The organism is Streptomyces sp. NPDC048496, from assembly GCF_043200055.1.
GTDB lineage: Bacteria > Actinomycetota > Actinomycetes > Streptomycetales > Streptomycetaceae > Streptomyces.
This window is the reverse complement of sequence record NZ_JBICXB010000008.1, coordinates 98,506-111,251: the sequence shown is the minus strand read 5'-3', so window position 1 is coordinate 111,251 and position 12,746 is coordinate 98,506. Positions and strand designations below refer to the sequence as shown.

Genomic DNA, 12,746 nt, shown 5'->3' with positions numbered 1-12,746 from the left:
GGCCGGACGCGCCCTTCAGAACGTCTGCAGCGTCACCAGGGTGATCCGCAGGGCCGCCCCCTCGCCCTCCACCTCGATCCGCACCCGCTGCCCCGGGCGCAGCAGCCGCAGGCCGCCCGCGTCGAAGGCCGGGGCGTCGAATTCCACCGGGGTGCCGTCGTCGAGCAGCACGCTGCCGGTGCGGGTCTCGGGGTCGTACGTGTACGAGGTCGCCTGCATGAACGGCAGCCTATCGGTCCCTCGCGGGCACTTCCGCGGCCAAGCTGCCCGCCGTGTGCGGACCCACCCCGAGGGCCAGCGCGGCCCGCAGATCGGCGCCGGTGTCCACGTCCTGGCGGACCGATTCGATACCGGCCGGGACTATTTCCACCGCGCCGGAGGCAAGATGCCGGGCCCGGGACGGACCCCCGAAAGCCGGACGCAATTCCACCCCCGCCGAAGCCGACAGAAAAGTCGTGCCGATTCCCGCCATATCCGTGACAAATGCGCGCGGAAATTCAGTGGCGAATTCGAGAACCCGGGCCAATTCCGCAGGACGCAGCGCGGGCAGATCCGCGTTGAGCGCGGCGAGTGCCGAGGCGGGCCTTCGGTCGCGTATCGTCCGCTCGCCGTGGGCCAGCGCGGCATTGAGACCGGCGGCCGGCCGGTCGGGAACGATACGCGCGCCGAGCGCCGAGAGCGCGGCCCCGGCCACCGGGTCGTCCGTGACGACCACCACATCCCGTACGGCCCGGCAGGCCAGCGCGGCGGCCACGGTGTCCTGTGCGAAGGCCAGAGCGAGCCGGGGGCGCAGCAAGGGGCCCGTTGCCTGCGTCAGCCTGCTCTTGGCCCGTGGCAGCGGCTTCAACGGGACGACCAGGGACCACACCCCGGTCCGGTCGGCGTTCGTGGCGATCTCCCCCTCGGTGCGCATCGCCGCCTATTCTCGCCTGCCGGTACGACAACCCGGCGCGACAACCCGGAGGGGCGGCCCCGGGGCCGGGGCGTACGGTGTTCTCGACAGAGCAGGGGCCTGGGGTGACACTTGACCGCCACAGGCAGGCAAACGCGTCAGGTCCGTAGAGGAAGGTGTCCGAGTGTCCGGCCGCAGAATCGGCTTCTGGTACCGCCTGGCGGCGGTCATCGCGAAACCGCCGCTGGTGGTTCTGTTCAAGCGTGACTGGCGGGGAATGGAGCACATTCCGGCCGAAGGCGGATTCATCACTGCGGTCAATCACAACTCGTATCTGGACCCGCTCTCCTACGGTCATTTCCAGTACAACACCGGCCGGGTGCCGCGGCTCCTCGCCAAGGCGGGGCTGTTCAAGACCCCCTTTGTCGGAATGATGCTGCGTGGCACCGGACAGATCCCCGTGTACCGCGAGACGACCAATGCGCTGGACGCCTTCCGGGCCGCCGTCGACGCCATCGAGCGCGGCGAATGCGTCGCCTTCTATCCGGAGGGGACCCTCACCCGCGACCCCGACATGTGGCCGATGGCCGGCAAGACCGGAGCCGCCCGCGTCGCGTTGATGACGAAGGCCCCGGTCATCCCCGTTGCCCAGTGGGGCGCGAACCTGGTGATGCCGCCGTACGCCAAGGAGAGGAAGCTCCAACTCTTCCCGCGCAAGACCCTCCAGGTGCAGGCCGGTCCGCCCGTCGACCTCTCCCGGTTCTACGACAAGGAGCCGACGCCCGACGTCCTGCGCGAGGCGACCGAGGTCATCATGGCCGCGGTGACCGCGCAGCTGGAGGACGTCCGCGGCGAGAAGGCGCCCGCCGAGCTCTACGACCACCGCAAGGCGCGTGCCGAACAGCGGCGCAAGGCCGAAGGAGAGGGACCCAAGTGACGCACCCCGTAAAAGCAGCCGTCTTCGGAACCGGCTCATGGGGTACGGCCTTCGGCATGATCCTCGCCGACGCCGGCTGCGAGGTCACCCTCTGGGGCCGCCGCGCCGAGGTCGCCGAGGCCATCAACACGACCCGTACCAACCCCGAATATCTGCCGGGAATTGAACTCCCCGAGTCCATCCGGGCCACCACCGACGCCGCCCGGGCGCTGCGCGGCGCCGACTTCGCCGTACTCGTCGTGCCCTCGCAGACGCTGCGCGCCAACCTCGCCGACTGGGCCCCGCACCTCGACCCCGACACCGTCCTCGTCTCGTTGATGAAGGGCGTCGAACTCGGCACCGCGAAGCGGATGAGCGAGGTCATCGAGGACGTCACCAAGGTCTCCGCGGACCGCATCGCCGTCGTCACCGGACCCAACCTGGCCAAGGAGATCGCCGAACGCCGCCCCGCCGCGGCCGTCGTCGCCTGCCAGGACGAGTCGGTGGCCCAGCGCCTCCAGGCCGCCTGCCACACCCCGTACTTCCGCCCGTACACCAACACCGACGTGGTCGGCTGCGAGCTCGGCGGCGCGGTGAAGAACGTCATCGGTCTCGCTGTCGGTATCGCCGACGGGATGGGGCTCGGCGACAACGCCAAGGGCTCGCTCATCACCCGCGGCCTCGCCGAGACCACCCGGCTCGGTCTCGCCATGGGCGCCGACCCGCTGACGTTCTCCGGACTCGCGGGCCTCGGCGACCTCGTGGCCACGTGCTCCTCGCCGCTGTCGCGCAACCACACCTTCGGCACCAACCTCGGCCGCGGCATGACGCTGGAGGAGACCATCGCCGTCACCAAGCAGACCGCCGAGGGCGTCAAGTCCTGTGAATCGGTGCTCGATCTGGCACGCCGGCACGGCGTCGACATGCCCATCACGGAGACGGTCGTCTCCATCGTCCACGAGGGCAAGCCGCCGATGGTCGCTCTGGGCGAGCTGATGTCGCGCAGCGCGAAGGCCGAGCGGCACTGACGCCCGACCGGCCCCGGTGACGCTGACGCGATCCGTACCAGCAGGTACGCTCAACGCGATATGAGCAGCGAGAACCTCCCCCAGAGCCCGGAGCAGCAGCTCCGCAAGCCGCGCGTGGCCGTCGTGTTCGGCGGCCGCAGCTCCGAACACGGCATCTCGATCGTCACGGCGGGTGCCGTCCTGAACGCCATCGACCGGACGAAGTACGACGTCCTGCCGATCGGCATCACGACGGACGGCCGCTGGGCGCTCACCGCCGACGAGCCCGAACGCATGGCCATCACGGACCGGAAGATGCCGGACGTGGCCCAACTGGCCGAGTCCACCGAGGGCGGCGTGGTGCTCTCCGTCGACCCCGGCAACCGCGAAGTGGTCTACAGCGAGCCCGGCTCGGTGCCCAAGGCGCTCGGCGAGGTCGACGTCGTCTTCCCCGTCCTGCACGGCCCGTACGGCGAGGACGGCACCCTTCAGGGACTCCTGGAGCTGTCCGGCCTGCCGTACGTGGGTGCCGGTGTGCTCGCCTCGGCGGTCGGCCAGGACAAGGAATACATGAAGCGGGTGTTCACGTCGTTCGGGCTGCCCGTCGGCCCGTACGTCGTCGTCCGCCCCCGCGAATGGGACAACGACCGCCTCGCCGCCCGCAAGCGCATCGTGGACTTCGCCGGGGAACACGGCTGGCCGCTCTTCGTCAAGCCCGCGCGGGCCGGCTCGTCCATCGGCATCACCAAGGTCGACGACCTCTCCGGACTCGACGAGGCGATCGAGGAAGCCCGCCGCCACGACCCCAAGTTCCTCGTCGAGTCCCTGCTGCGCGGCCGCGAGATCGAGTGCGGGGTGCTGGAGTTCGAGGACGGACCGCGTGCCAGCGTGCCCGCCGAGATCCCGCCGGTCACCTCGCACGACTTCTACGACTTCGAGGCCAAGTACATCGACTCGGCGTCCGGGATCGTGCCCGCCCCGCTCACCGAGGAGCAGACCGCCGAGGTCCAGCGGCTCGCGATCGACGCGTTCGAGGCCGCGTCCTGCGAGGGCCTGGTGCGCGCCGACTTCTTCCTCACCGAGGACGGCACGTTCGTCATCAACGAGATCAACACGCTGCCGGGCTTCACCCCGATCTCCATGTACCCGCGGATGTGGCAGGAGAGCGGTGTGAGCTACCAGGAGCTGGTCGACCGGCTGATCCAGGCGGCGTTGACCCGGCCCACCGGTCTGCGCTGACCCGGCGCTACACGCTGCTGGGGACCGTCTTCCTGACGGCCGGGGCGAACGCCGCCAGCGGGCTGGCGTCATGGGCGTACGCCGTCGAGAGCGTCACCTCGACATACGCCTTGCGATAGGTCGTGGTGAAGCGCGGACCGGCGTCCTCCGGCTGCTCCAGCAGCCAGTTGACGCCGTCCGCCTCGGTCCCCTTGGCCATGGGATCGTCCATCTTCGCGGGCCGGTCGACACCGCAGCGCAGTACGATCGCCCCGTCCCCCCAGGAGGCGGTCAGCACGGACTTCGGCCCGGAGTCGTCACGGTTCTGTCCGGCGACGGTCTCCGGCAGCTCCTTGTGCAGGGCACCGCAGTAGGCTGCGACTTCCGGCATCGGGGTGGGGACCGTGATCGACGCCGCGGCGTCCGTTGTGGAGCAGCCCGCCGCGGCCAGCATCAGAACGGCAGCGGACGGACCGAGAAACACGGGGCGGCGGAGCCGGCGGCGGAAGGACGTCACCGGCCCAGCGTAGACGGGGGCTACAGGTGGACGACCGGGCAGGTCAGAGTTCTGGTGATGCCTTCCACCTGCTGGACCTTGGCGACCACCATGCGGCCGAGTTCATCGACTGTGCCGGCCTGCGAGCGCACGATCACGTCGTACGGGCCGGTGACGTCCTCTGCCTGGATCACTCCCGGGATTTTCGCGATGGTCTCGGCGACGGTCGACGCCTTGCCCACCTCGGTCTGAATAAGGATGTACGCCTGTACCACGGAACCTCCAGGGCGGCCACGAGGATCATGTGGGGGAAAGAGACGCCACGGTATCGCGTTGCCGAGGGCGGCGGGGAGACCTGTGGAACGGATGACGTCCACAGCGTGGCGCACGGATGCCATGAGTTGACGTATGCCTTGACAGTACCGACAGCACTGAGGGTCCGCGACCGCAAGCGCAGCGGTGCGGACGGGGGACAGGCATGCCGGTGACAACGGGGGCAGACTGCTCCCGGCGGCGGCCGGGCCACGGCCCGGACCACCGGTCGCCGACCCAGACCGGACGTCCGTCCGGCGCGACAGATGAGAGGTGAGACTCGGTGAAGGGAACCGTGGGCGAGTTGGGGGAGTTCGGGCTCATCAAGGAGCTCACGTCCCGGCTCACCAGCACTCCGGCGGTACGGCTCGGACCTGGCGACGACGCCGCGGTCGTGGCCGCTCCCGACCGCAGGGTCGTGGCCAGTACGGACATCCTGTTGGAGGGACGGCACTTCCGCCGCGACTGGTCGACGGCGTACGACGTCGGACGCAAGGCCGCCGCACAGAACCTCGCCGACATCGCCGCCATGGGCGCCGTCCCCACCGCGCTGCTGCTCGGCCTGGTCGTCCCGGCCGAACTCCCGGTCACCTGGGCGGGCGAGTTGATGGACGGCATCCGTGACGAGTGCCAGGTCGCGGGGGCGGCCGTGGTCGGCGGTGACGTCGTCGGCGGGGAGACCATCACCGTCGCGATCACCGCACTCGGCGATCTGCGCAACCACGAACCCGTCACCCGGGCCGGCGCCCGGCCCGGCGATGTCGTCGCCGTCACCGGCTGGCTCGGCTGGTCCGCCGCCGGGTACGCGGTCCTGTCCCGCGGTTTCCGCTCGCCGCGCGCCTTCGTCGAGGCCCACCGGCGCCCCGAACCGCCGTACCACGCGGGCCCCGCGGCCGCCGGACTCGGCGCCACCGCCATGACGGACGTCAGTGACGGACTCGTCGCCGACCTCGGACACATCGCCGAGGCCAGCAAGGTCCGGATCGATCTGCGGTCCGGGCTGATCGACATCCCCTCGCAGATGTCCGACATCGGCCAGGCGGTCGGCGTGGACCCGCTCCAGTGGGTGCTCACCGGGGGAGAGGACCACGCGATCGTCGCGACCTTCCCCCAGGACGTGAAGCTGCCCGCCCGCTGGAAGGTGATCGGCGAGGTCCTCAACCCGTCGGCGCTGCCCCAGGTGACGGTCGACGGGGCCCCGTGGACCAGCAAGGGCGGCTGGGACCACTTCGGCGGCATCGAGGACGCCCACTAGATCGAGGACGCCCAGTAGATTGAGGCGTATGCCCGTACCTTCTGCCGCACCGCAGGTACCGCTCGTTCCACCCCGTGTGCTCACCGTTGCCGGATCCGACTCCGGCGGCGGTGCGGGCATCCAGGCGGACCTCAAGACGATGCTGGCGCTCGGCGTGCACGGCATGAGCGTGATCACCGCGGTGACCGCGCAGAACTCGCTGGGCGTCCAGGGCGCATGGGAGCTGCCCGTGGAGGCGGTTCGGGCCCAGTACCGCAGCGTCGTCGACGACATCGGCGTCCAGGCGGTGAAGACCGGCATGCTCGCGTCGGCCGCCCTCGTCGAGACCGTCGCCGCACTCCTCGCGGGAACGGACGCCCCGGTGGTCGTCGACCCGGTGGGGATCTCCAAGCACGGTGACCCACTGCTCGCTGCCGAAGCCCTCGATTCCGTACGGACGAAGCTGCTGCCGGTCGCCACGGTGGCAACCCCCAACCTGGACGAGGTGGCGCAGCTCACCGGCGTGACGGTCACGGACGAGACCGGAATGCGGCAGGCCGCGGCGGAGATCCTGGGATACGGGCCGCGCTGGGTCGTCATCAAGGGCGGTCACCTGCCCGGCGAACCGGTCGACCTCCTCACGGACGGCACCGAGGAGCACTGGCTGCGCGCCCCCCGCCACGGCAACCGGCACACGCACGGCACGGGCTGCACCCTCGCCTCCGCGATCGCCTGCGGGCTGGCCCGGGGCAACGACGTACCGGCGGCCGTACGGGCCGCGAAGGCGTACGTCACCGGGGCGATCGCGGCGGGCTTCCCACTGGGCACCGGGATCGGCCCGGTCCGGCACGGCTGGCAGCTGTAACGGGCTCCCCCACGACAGGGAGTGGGGGAGCACAGCAAAAAGCCGGTCCACCGAGGTGGACCGGCTTTTTGGGCAACCGGAAGGCTGCGCTACGACGGGAACGTCAGCGCGCGACCTTGCCGGCCTTGATGCACGAGGTGCAGACGTTGAGCCGCTTCGGCGTCCGACCGACCACGGCACGCACGCGCTGGATGTTGGGATTCCAGCGACGGGACGTACGGCGGTGCGAGTGCGAAATGTTGTTGCCGAAGCCCGGCCCCTTGCCGCAGACGTCGCAGTTGGCAGCCACGGGTCACTCCAAAGACTTCAGGTGCACTTACAGTGAATTCCGGCGCGCCGGAATCATTTGACTGAAGTGGCGGTACCGGAGGAAAGGCCCGACTCTCATCGGGCAACCGAAGCAGCATACAACGGCTGCGTCGGTAGAAGGAAACTACCATGGGTTTCCCCGCCGTCCGCCCCGCCCCTGTCCCTGCCGGAGGCACCGGGCGGGACTAGTCTGCGGTTCAGTCCGCCCGCACGGCCGCTCTTCAGGAGGAACACCAGGTGCCGCAGACCGCCGACGACATGGACGCCGTCGCGGTGCGTACCTGGTGCTCACTGGCGCTGGAGGCGTTGGGCCGGGAGCGTGAGGCGATCGACGCGATCAACGTCTACCCCGTCGCGGACGGGGACACCGGCACCAACCTCTATCTGACGGTGGAATCGGCGGCGGCCGCCGTCGAGGCGGTCTTCGCCGCCCACGAGACCGGTACGTCCGTGCCCGCCCTCGCCGATGTCGTACGGGCCATGGCACACGGGGCGCTGATCGGCGCCCGCGGCAACTCCGGCACGATCCTTGCGCAGCTGTTGCGCGGCATGGCGGGGGTGCTGGCCGACGGGCACGACGCGGACCATCTGCGCCGCGCCCTGACCCGGGCCGCCGAGGCTGCCCGGCAGGCCGTCGCGCACCCCGTCGAGGGCACGGTGCTGACCGTGGCCACGGCGGCCGCCGTGGCCGCCGTGGCCACGGCGGGCGACCCGAGACCGGAAGCGGTCGCGCAGGCGGCGTACGAAGGGGCGCGTACGGCACTGGACGCGACCCCCGGGCAGCTCGCCGTCCTCGGGCGGGCGGGAGTCGTAGACGCCGGAGGCCGTGGCCTGGTGACCGTCCTGGGGGCGCTTGTCGAAGCGGTCTCCGGTGAGGCGCCCGCACGCGGGACCTGGGTGACGCCCGACATCGCCCCCGTGACCGCTGCCGCCGCCGACGACTGCGCGGCAGGCGGACCGGTGGACGGACCCGCCTTCGAGGTGATCTATCTCCTGGAGGCCTGGGACGACGCCGTCGACCGGCTGCGGGCCCGGCTCGACGGGCTCGGCGACTCGCTCGTCGTGGTCGGCGGCGACGGGCTGTGGAACGTCCACGTCCATGTCGACGACGCCGGTGCGGCGGTGGAGGCCGGGGTCGAGGCGGGCAGGCCGTACCGGATCCGGATCACCCACTTCGGCGCCGACCGGGTCCACCCCCACCACAGCGAGCCCGCGCAGCGCGGTGTCGTCGTGGTGGTCCCGGGCGACGGGCTCTCCGGGCTGTGCACGGAGGCCGGCGCGACCACGGTGCTCGCCCGCCCCGGAGAGCCGCCCGCCAGCGGTGAACTGGTCGATGCGATCCGTCGCGCCCACGCCCGTGAGGTGGTCCTGCTGCCCAACGACGCGGAGCTGCGCCACACGGCCGCGGCGGCCGCGGAGCAGGCCCGTACGGAAGGCATCCGGGTCGCCCTGATCCCGACCCGCGCCGCCGTCCAGGGCATCGCGGCACTCGCCGTCCACGAACCGGACCGCAGCTTCGACGAGGACGTGGTGGCGATGACCGCCGCGGCCGGCGCCACCCGGTACGCCGAACTGGCCGTCGCCGAGCGGCAGTCGTGGACCATGGCGGGCATCTGCCAGGCCGGCGACATCCTGGGTCTGATCGACGGCGATGTGGCGGTCATCGGCGAGGACGTGCCCGGCACGGCCCGGGCCGTCCTCGACCGGATGCTGTCGGCGGGCGGTGAACTCGTGACGCTGGTCCTGGGCGAGGACGTGTCGGACAGCCTGGCGGAGGCGCTGCAGGAGCATGTGCGCGAGGGGTACCTGGCGGTGGACACGGTGGTGTACCGGGGCGGCCGCCAGTGCGCTCCGCTGCTGATCGGGGTGGAGTAGGACAACCCGCCCCGGGGCGCGTTGTCGAGCGGGGACCCGGGGGACCGATCCCACGGGCGCCCAGACGTTTCCGACCAGGGGATTCCGGTGGTGCGGGCGACTTCTGTCAGTGGCTTGGTGTGCAATGGATCGCGTGTCCGCGTTCGATGAACCCCTGAAGAAGCTGCTCGGCGGTGCCACCGCGAAGGTGATGGCCGAGCACCTCGACCTGCACACGGTCGGTGATCTGCTGCACCACTACCCGCGGCGGTACGAGGAGCGCGGCCAGCTCACCGCGCTGACCGACCTCCCGCTGGACGAGCACGTGACCGTCGTCGCCCAGGTCGCCGACGCGCGGATCATGGTGTTCAACAACGGCAGGGGCAAGCGCCTGGAGGTGACCCTCACCGATGGCAGCGGCCGGCTGCAGCTGGTCTTCTTCGGCCACGGCGTGCACAAGCCGCACAAGGAGCTGCTGCCGGGCCGCCGGGCGATGTTCGCGGGCAAGGTCTCCGTCTTCAACCGGAAGATGCAGCTCGCGCACCCCACGTACCAGCTGCTCGACACCGCGGACGCCGACGAGGCCACGGAGGCGGTGGACGCCTTCGCCGGGCGACTGCTGCCCATCTACCCCGCCTGTAAGCAGCTCGACTCCTGGCGGATCGCCAAGGCCGTCGACACCGTGCTGCCCAGCGCCCGGGACGCCGTCGACCCGCTGCCGCTCCCGCTGCGCGAGGGGCGCGGCTTCACCCCGCTGCCCGAGGCGCTGCTGAAGATCCACCGCCCGCAGACCAAGGCGGACATCGCCGACGCCAGGGACCGGCTGAAGTGGGACGAGGCGTTCATCATGCAGGTCGCGCTCGCCCGCCGACGGTACGCGGACACCCAGCTCCCGGCGGTGGCACGCAGACCCGGGCACGGCAGGCTGCTCGACGCCTTCGACGCCAAACTGCCGTTCACCCTCACCGAGGGCCAGGAGAAGGTCTCCAAGGAGATCTTCGACGACCTGGCGACCGAGCACCCGATGCACCGGCTGCTGCAGGGCGAGGTCGGGTCCGGGAAGACCATGGTCGCGCTGCGCGCCATGCTCGCCGTCGTGGACGCGGGCGGACAGGCCGCGATGCTCGCCCCCACCGAGGTGCTCGCCCAGCAGCACCACCGCTCCATCACCGAAATGATGGGGGAGCTCGCCGAAGGCGGAATGCTGGGCGGCTCCGACCTCGGTACGAAGGTGGTGCTGCTGACCGGGTCCATGGGGATGGCGGCCCGCCGTCAGGCGCTGCTGGACCTGGTCACCGGCGAGGCCGGGATCGTGATCGGCACGCATGCGCTGATCGAGGACAAGGTGCAGTTCCACGACCTGGGGCTGGTCGTCGTCGACGAGCAGCACCGCTTCGGAGTGGAACAGCGCGACGCGCTGCGGTCCCGGGGGAAGCAGCCGCCGCACCTGCTGGTGATGACCGCCACCCCCATTCCCCGTACGGTCGCGATGACGGTCTTCGGCGACCTGGAGACGTCCGTCCTGGACCAGCTGCCGGCGGGCCGCTCGCCGATCGCCAGCCATGTCGTCCCCGCCAAGGACAAGCCGCACTTCCTCAGCCGCGCCTGGGAGCGGGTCCGCGAGGAGGTCGGGAACGGGCATCAGGCATACGTCGTCTGCCCCCGGATCGGTGACGACGCCGACGACGAGGCCGAGAAGAAGAACAGGAAGAAGGCCGCGGAGAAGGCGGCCGGGGACGACGGGGAGAAGCGCCCGCCGCTCGCGGTCCTGGAGATCGCCGAACAGCTCACCAAGGGCGCTCTCGCCGGTCTGCGCATCGAGGTGCTGCACGGCAGGATGAACCCCGACGACAAGGACGAGGTGATGCGGCGCTTCGCCGCGGGCCAGGTCGACGTCCTGGTCGCGACGACCGTCATCGAGGTCGGGGTCAACGTCCCGAACGCCACCGCGATGGTGATCATGGACGCCGACCGGTTCGGCGTCTCCCAGCTCCACCAGCTCCGCGGCCGGGTCGGCCGGGGCTCCGCCGCCGGCCTCTGTCTGCTCGTCAGCGAGGCACACGAGGCGAGCCCCGCCCGCGCCCGGCTCTCCGCCGTCGCCGCCACCCTCGACGGCTTCGAACTGTCCCGGATCGACCTCGAACAGCGCCGCGAGGGCGATGTCCTCGGCCAGGCCCAGTCCGGGGTCCGCACGTCCCTGAGGATGCTCTCCGTCATCGACGACGAGGAGGTCATCGCCGCAGCCCGCGAGGAGGCCGTGACGATCGTCGCGGCGGACCCGGAGCTGGTCCGCCTGCCGGAGCTGCGCACCGCGCTGGCCGCCCTGCTCGACAAGGAGCGCGAGGAGTACCTCGACAAGGGCTGAGGACGGGGGACGCACGGGGCCCCCAAGCCCCGGCGGGCCCGAAGCCATATCGTGGGATGCACGGCGCCCGCCCGACACCGGCGGGCCACCCCCCGACCCGAGGATCAGACACCCATGACCCGCGTGATCGCCGGCTCGGCCGGCGGACGCCGCCTGGCCGTCCCGCCCGGCACCGGCACCCGCCCCACCTCCGACCGCGCACGCGAGGGCCTGTTCTCCACCTGGGAAGCGCTCCTGGGCACCCTGGAGGGCATCCGAATCGCGGATCTGTACGCGGGCTCCGGCGCCGTCGGTCTCGAAGCGCTCTCCCGCGGCGCGGTCCACGCCCTGCTCGTCGAGGCCGACACCAAGGCCGCCCGCACGGTCCGGGACAACGTCCGTACGCTCGGTCTGCCCGGCGCCGAAGTCCGTACCGGCAAAGCCGAACAGATCGTGACAGGACCGGCGCCCGCGGACCCGTACGACGTGGTCTTCCTGGATCCGCCGTACGCCGTCACCGATGGCGATCTTGGCGAGATACTGCTCACACTCCGTGCTCAGGGCTGGCTCACCGGCGATGCCCTCGTCACCGTGGAACGGAGCACCAGAGGCGGAGAATTCAACTGGCCCAAGGGATTCGAGCCACTGCGGGCCCGTCGCTACGGCGAGGGAACGCTTTGGTACGGTCGCGCCGCCTCTACGTGCGAAGACGCACGATGACCGCACCGGAGAGCGAGGGACTCAAGTTGCGCCGCGCCGTCTGTCCGGGGTCGTTCGACCCCATCACCAATGGGCACCTCGACATCATTGGCCGCGCCTCGAAGCTGTACGACGTCGTACATGTCGCGGTGATGATCAACCAGTCCAAGAAGGGCCTGTTCACGATCGACGAGCGGATCGAGCTGATCCGTCAGGTCACCGCGGACTTCGGCAACGTCGAGGTCGAGTCCTTCCACGGCCTCCTGGTCGACTTCTGCAAGCAGCGCGACATCCCGGCGATCGTGAAGGGCCTGCGGGCCGTCAGTGACTTCGACTACGAGCTGCAGATGGCCCAGATGAACAACGGCCTCTCCGGGGTCGAGACGCTCTTCGTGCCGACCAATCCCACGTACAGCTTCCTGTCGTCCTCCCTGGTCAAGGAGGTCGCGGCCTGGGGCGGCGACGTCTCGCACCTGCTGCCGCCGCTGGTCCACGAGGCACTCGTCGAACGTCTCGCCCAGCAGTGATGCACTGACCGTCCGTCACCCGGTGTCGGACGGGCGCCGACTGGCCGTACAGTCGTGCCGTCCGTCTCCAATC

General features: G+C 70.7%; 14 protein-coding genes. 9 read left to right on the top strand and 5 right to left on the bottom strand.

Annotation, left to right across the window (positions count from 1 at the left end; translation table 11 throughout):
- Positions 1–15: 15 nt before the first annotated feature.
- Both ACGFSA_RS11600 and cofC read right to left on the bottom strand, forming a co-directional pair.
- The gene (locus tag ACGFSA_RS11600) at positions 16–219 is read right to left on the bottom strand and encodes a hypothetical protein (RefSeq protein ID WP_326792733.1); all 204 of its coding nucleotides are present in this window, start codon (positions 217–219) and stop codon (positions 16–18) included.
- Positions 220–229: 10 nt separating this feature from the next.
- On the bottom strand, positions 230–913 hold the full coding sequence (gene cofC, locus ACGFSA_RS11595; RefSeq protein ID WP_393303004.1) for a 2-phospho-L-lactate guanylyltransferase: 684 nt from the start codon (positions 911–913) through the stop codon (positions 230–232).
- Positions 914–1,076: 163 nt separating this feature from the next.
- Between cofC and ACGFSA_RS11590 the strand changes: the two genes are divergently transcribed.
- From ACGFSA_RS11590 to ACGFSA_RS11580, 3 genes are read left to right on the top strand one after another with little or no spacing between them, the layout of a single operon-like run.
- The gene (locus tag ACGFSA_RS11590) at positions 1,077–1,829 is read left to right on the top strand and encodes a lysophospholipid acyltransferase family protein (RefSeq protein ID WP_393303002.1); all 753 of its coding nucleotides are present in this window, start codon (positions 1,077–1,079) and stop codon (positions 1,827–1,829) included.
- A complete protein-coding gene (locus ACGFSA_RS11585; RefSeq protein ID WP_393303000.1) occupies positions 1,826–2,836 on the top strand; it encodes an NAD(P)H-dependent glycerol-3-phosphate dehydrogenase in 1,011 nt (336 codons plus the stop codon). The genes ACGFSA_RS11590 and ACGFSA_RS11585 overlap by 4 nt, the downstream gene beginning before the upstream one ends.
- Before the next feature lie 60 nt (positions 2,837–2,896).
- A complete protein-coding gene (locus ACGFSA_RS11580) occupies positions 2,897–4,054 on the top strand; it encodes a D-alanine--D-alanine ligase family protein (RefSeq protein WP_393302998.1) in 1,158 nt (385 codons plus the stop codon).
- A 7-nt stretch (positions 4,055–4,061) separates the two neighbouring features.
- On the opposite strand, the gene ACGFSA_RS11575 is transcribed toward ACGFSA_RS11580, so the two are convergent.
- Positions 4,062–4,550 (bottom strand): DUF3515 domain-containing protein, encoded by a 489-nt coding sequence (locus ACGFSA_RS11575; RefSeq protein ID WP_393302996.1) that lies wholly within the window; start codon positions 4,548–4,550, stop codon positions 4,062–4,064.
- Positions 4,551–4,570: 20 nt separating this feature from the next.
- Positions 4,571–4,804 carry an Lrp/AsnC ligand binding domain-containing protein gene (locus ACGFSA_RS11570; RefSeq protein WP_358861084.1) on the bottom strand — a complete coding sequence of 78 codons (234 nt, stop codon included), beginning with the start codon at positions 4,802–4,804 and terminating at the stop codon, positions 4,571–4,573.
- Positions 4,805–5,124: 320 nt separating this feature from the next.
- Between ACGFSA_RS11570 and ACGFSA_RS11565 the strand changes: the two genes are divergently transcribed.
- Positions 5,125–6,096, top strand: coding sequence for a thiamine-phosphate kinase (locus ACGFSA_RS11565; protein ID WP_393302993.1), 972 nt, complete (start codon positions 5,125–5,127; stop codon positions 6,094–6,096).
- A 28-nt stretch (positions 6,097–6,124) separates the two neighbouring features.
- Positions 6,125–6,940 carry a bifunctional hydroxymethylpyrimidine kinase/phosphomethylpyrimidine kinase gene (gene thiD / locus ACGFSA_RS11560; protein WP_393302991.1) on the top strand — a complete coding sequence of 272 codons (816 nt, stop codon included), beginning with the start codon at positions 6,125–6,127 and terminating at the stop codon, positions 6,938–6,940.
- A 103-nt stretch (positions 6,941–7,043) separates the two neighbouring features.
- On the opposite strand, the gene rpmB is transcribed toward thiD, so the two are convergent.
- A complete protein-coding gene (rpmB, locus tag ACGFSA_RS11555) occupies positions 7,044–7,229 on the bottom strand; it encodes a 50S ribosomal protein L28 (RefSeq protein ID WP_030928661.1) in 186 nt (61 codons plus the stop codon).
- A gap of 257 nt (positions 7,230–7,486) precedes the next feature.
- On the opposite strand from rpmB, the gene ACGFSA_RS11550 reads away from it, so the two are divergent.
- The 4 genes from ACGFSA_RS11550 to coaD all read left to right on the top strand — a co-directional run bounded on the left by ACGFSA_RS11550 (position 7,487) and on the right by coaD (position 12,673).
- Positions 7,487–9,124, top strand: coding sequence for a DAK2 domain-containing protein (locus ACGFSA_RS11550; RefSeq protein WP_393302989.1), 1,638 nt, complete (start codon positions 7,487–7,489; stop codon positions 9,122–9,124).
- 124 nt (positions 9,125–9,248) lie between these two features.
- Positions 9,249–11,468: an ATP-dependent DNA helicase RecG gene (gene recG, locus ACGFSA_RS11545; protein ID WP_393302987.1), complete on the top strand. Its 2,220-nt coding sequence runs from the start codon at positions 9,249–9,251 to the stop codon at positions 11,466–11,468.
- A gap of 114 nt (positions 11,469–11,582) precedes the next feature.
- Positions 11,583–12,167 carry a 16S rRNA (guanine(966)-N(2))-methyltransferase RsmD gene (rsmD, locus tag ACGFSA_RS11540; RefSeq protein WP_393302985.1) on the top strand — a complete coding sequence of 195 codons (585 nt, stop codon included), beginning with the start codon at positions 11,583–11,585 and terminating at the stop codon, positions 12,165–12,167.
- A gap of 26 nt (positions 12,168–12,193) precedes the next feature.
- A complete protein-coding gene (gene coaD / locus ACGFSA_RS11535) occupies positions 12,194–12,673 on the top strand; it encodes a pantetheine-phosphate adenylyltransferase (protein ID WP_366134445.1) in 480 nt (159 codons plus the stop codon).
- The last annotated feature ends 73 nt before the right edge of the window (positions 12,674–12,746 follow it).

Bases quoted from the DNA above. Each gene is read 5' to 3' on its own strand.
- ACGFSA_RS11600 (WP_326792733.1), bottom strand. From the start codon at position 219: ATGCAGGCGACCTCGTACACGTACGACCCCGAGACCCGCACCGGCAGC.
- cofC (WP_393303004.1), bottom strand. From the start codon at position 913: ATGCGCACCGAGGGGGAGATCGCCACGAACGCCGACCGGACCGGGGTG.
- ACGFSA_RS11580 (WP_393302998.1), top strand. From the start codon at position 2,897: ATGAGCAGCGAGAACCTCCCCCAGAGCCCGGAGCAGCAGCTCCGCAAG.
- thiD (WP_393302991.1), top strand. From the start codon at position 6,125: ATGCCCGTACCTTCTGCCGCACCGCAGGTACCGCTCGTTCCACCCCGT.
- recG (WP_393302987.1), top strand. From the start codon at position 9,249: ATGGATCGCGTGTCCGCGTTCGATGAACCCCTGAAGAAGCTGCTCGGC.
- rsmD (WP_393302985.1), top strand. From the start codon at position 11,583: ATGACCCGCGTGATCGCCGGCTCGGCCGGCGGACGCCGCCTGGCCGTC.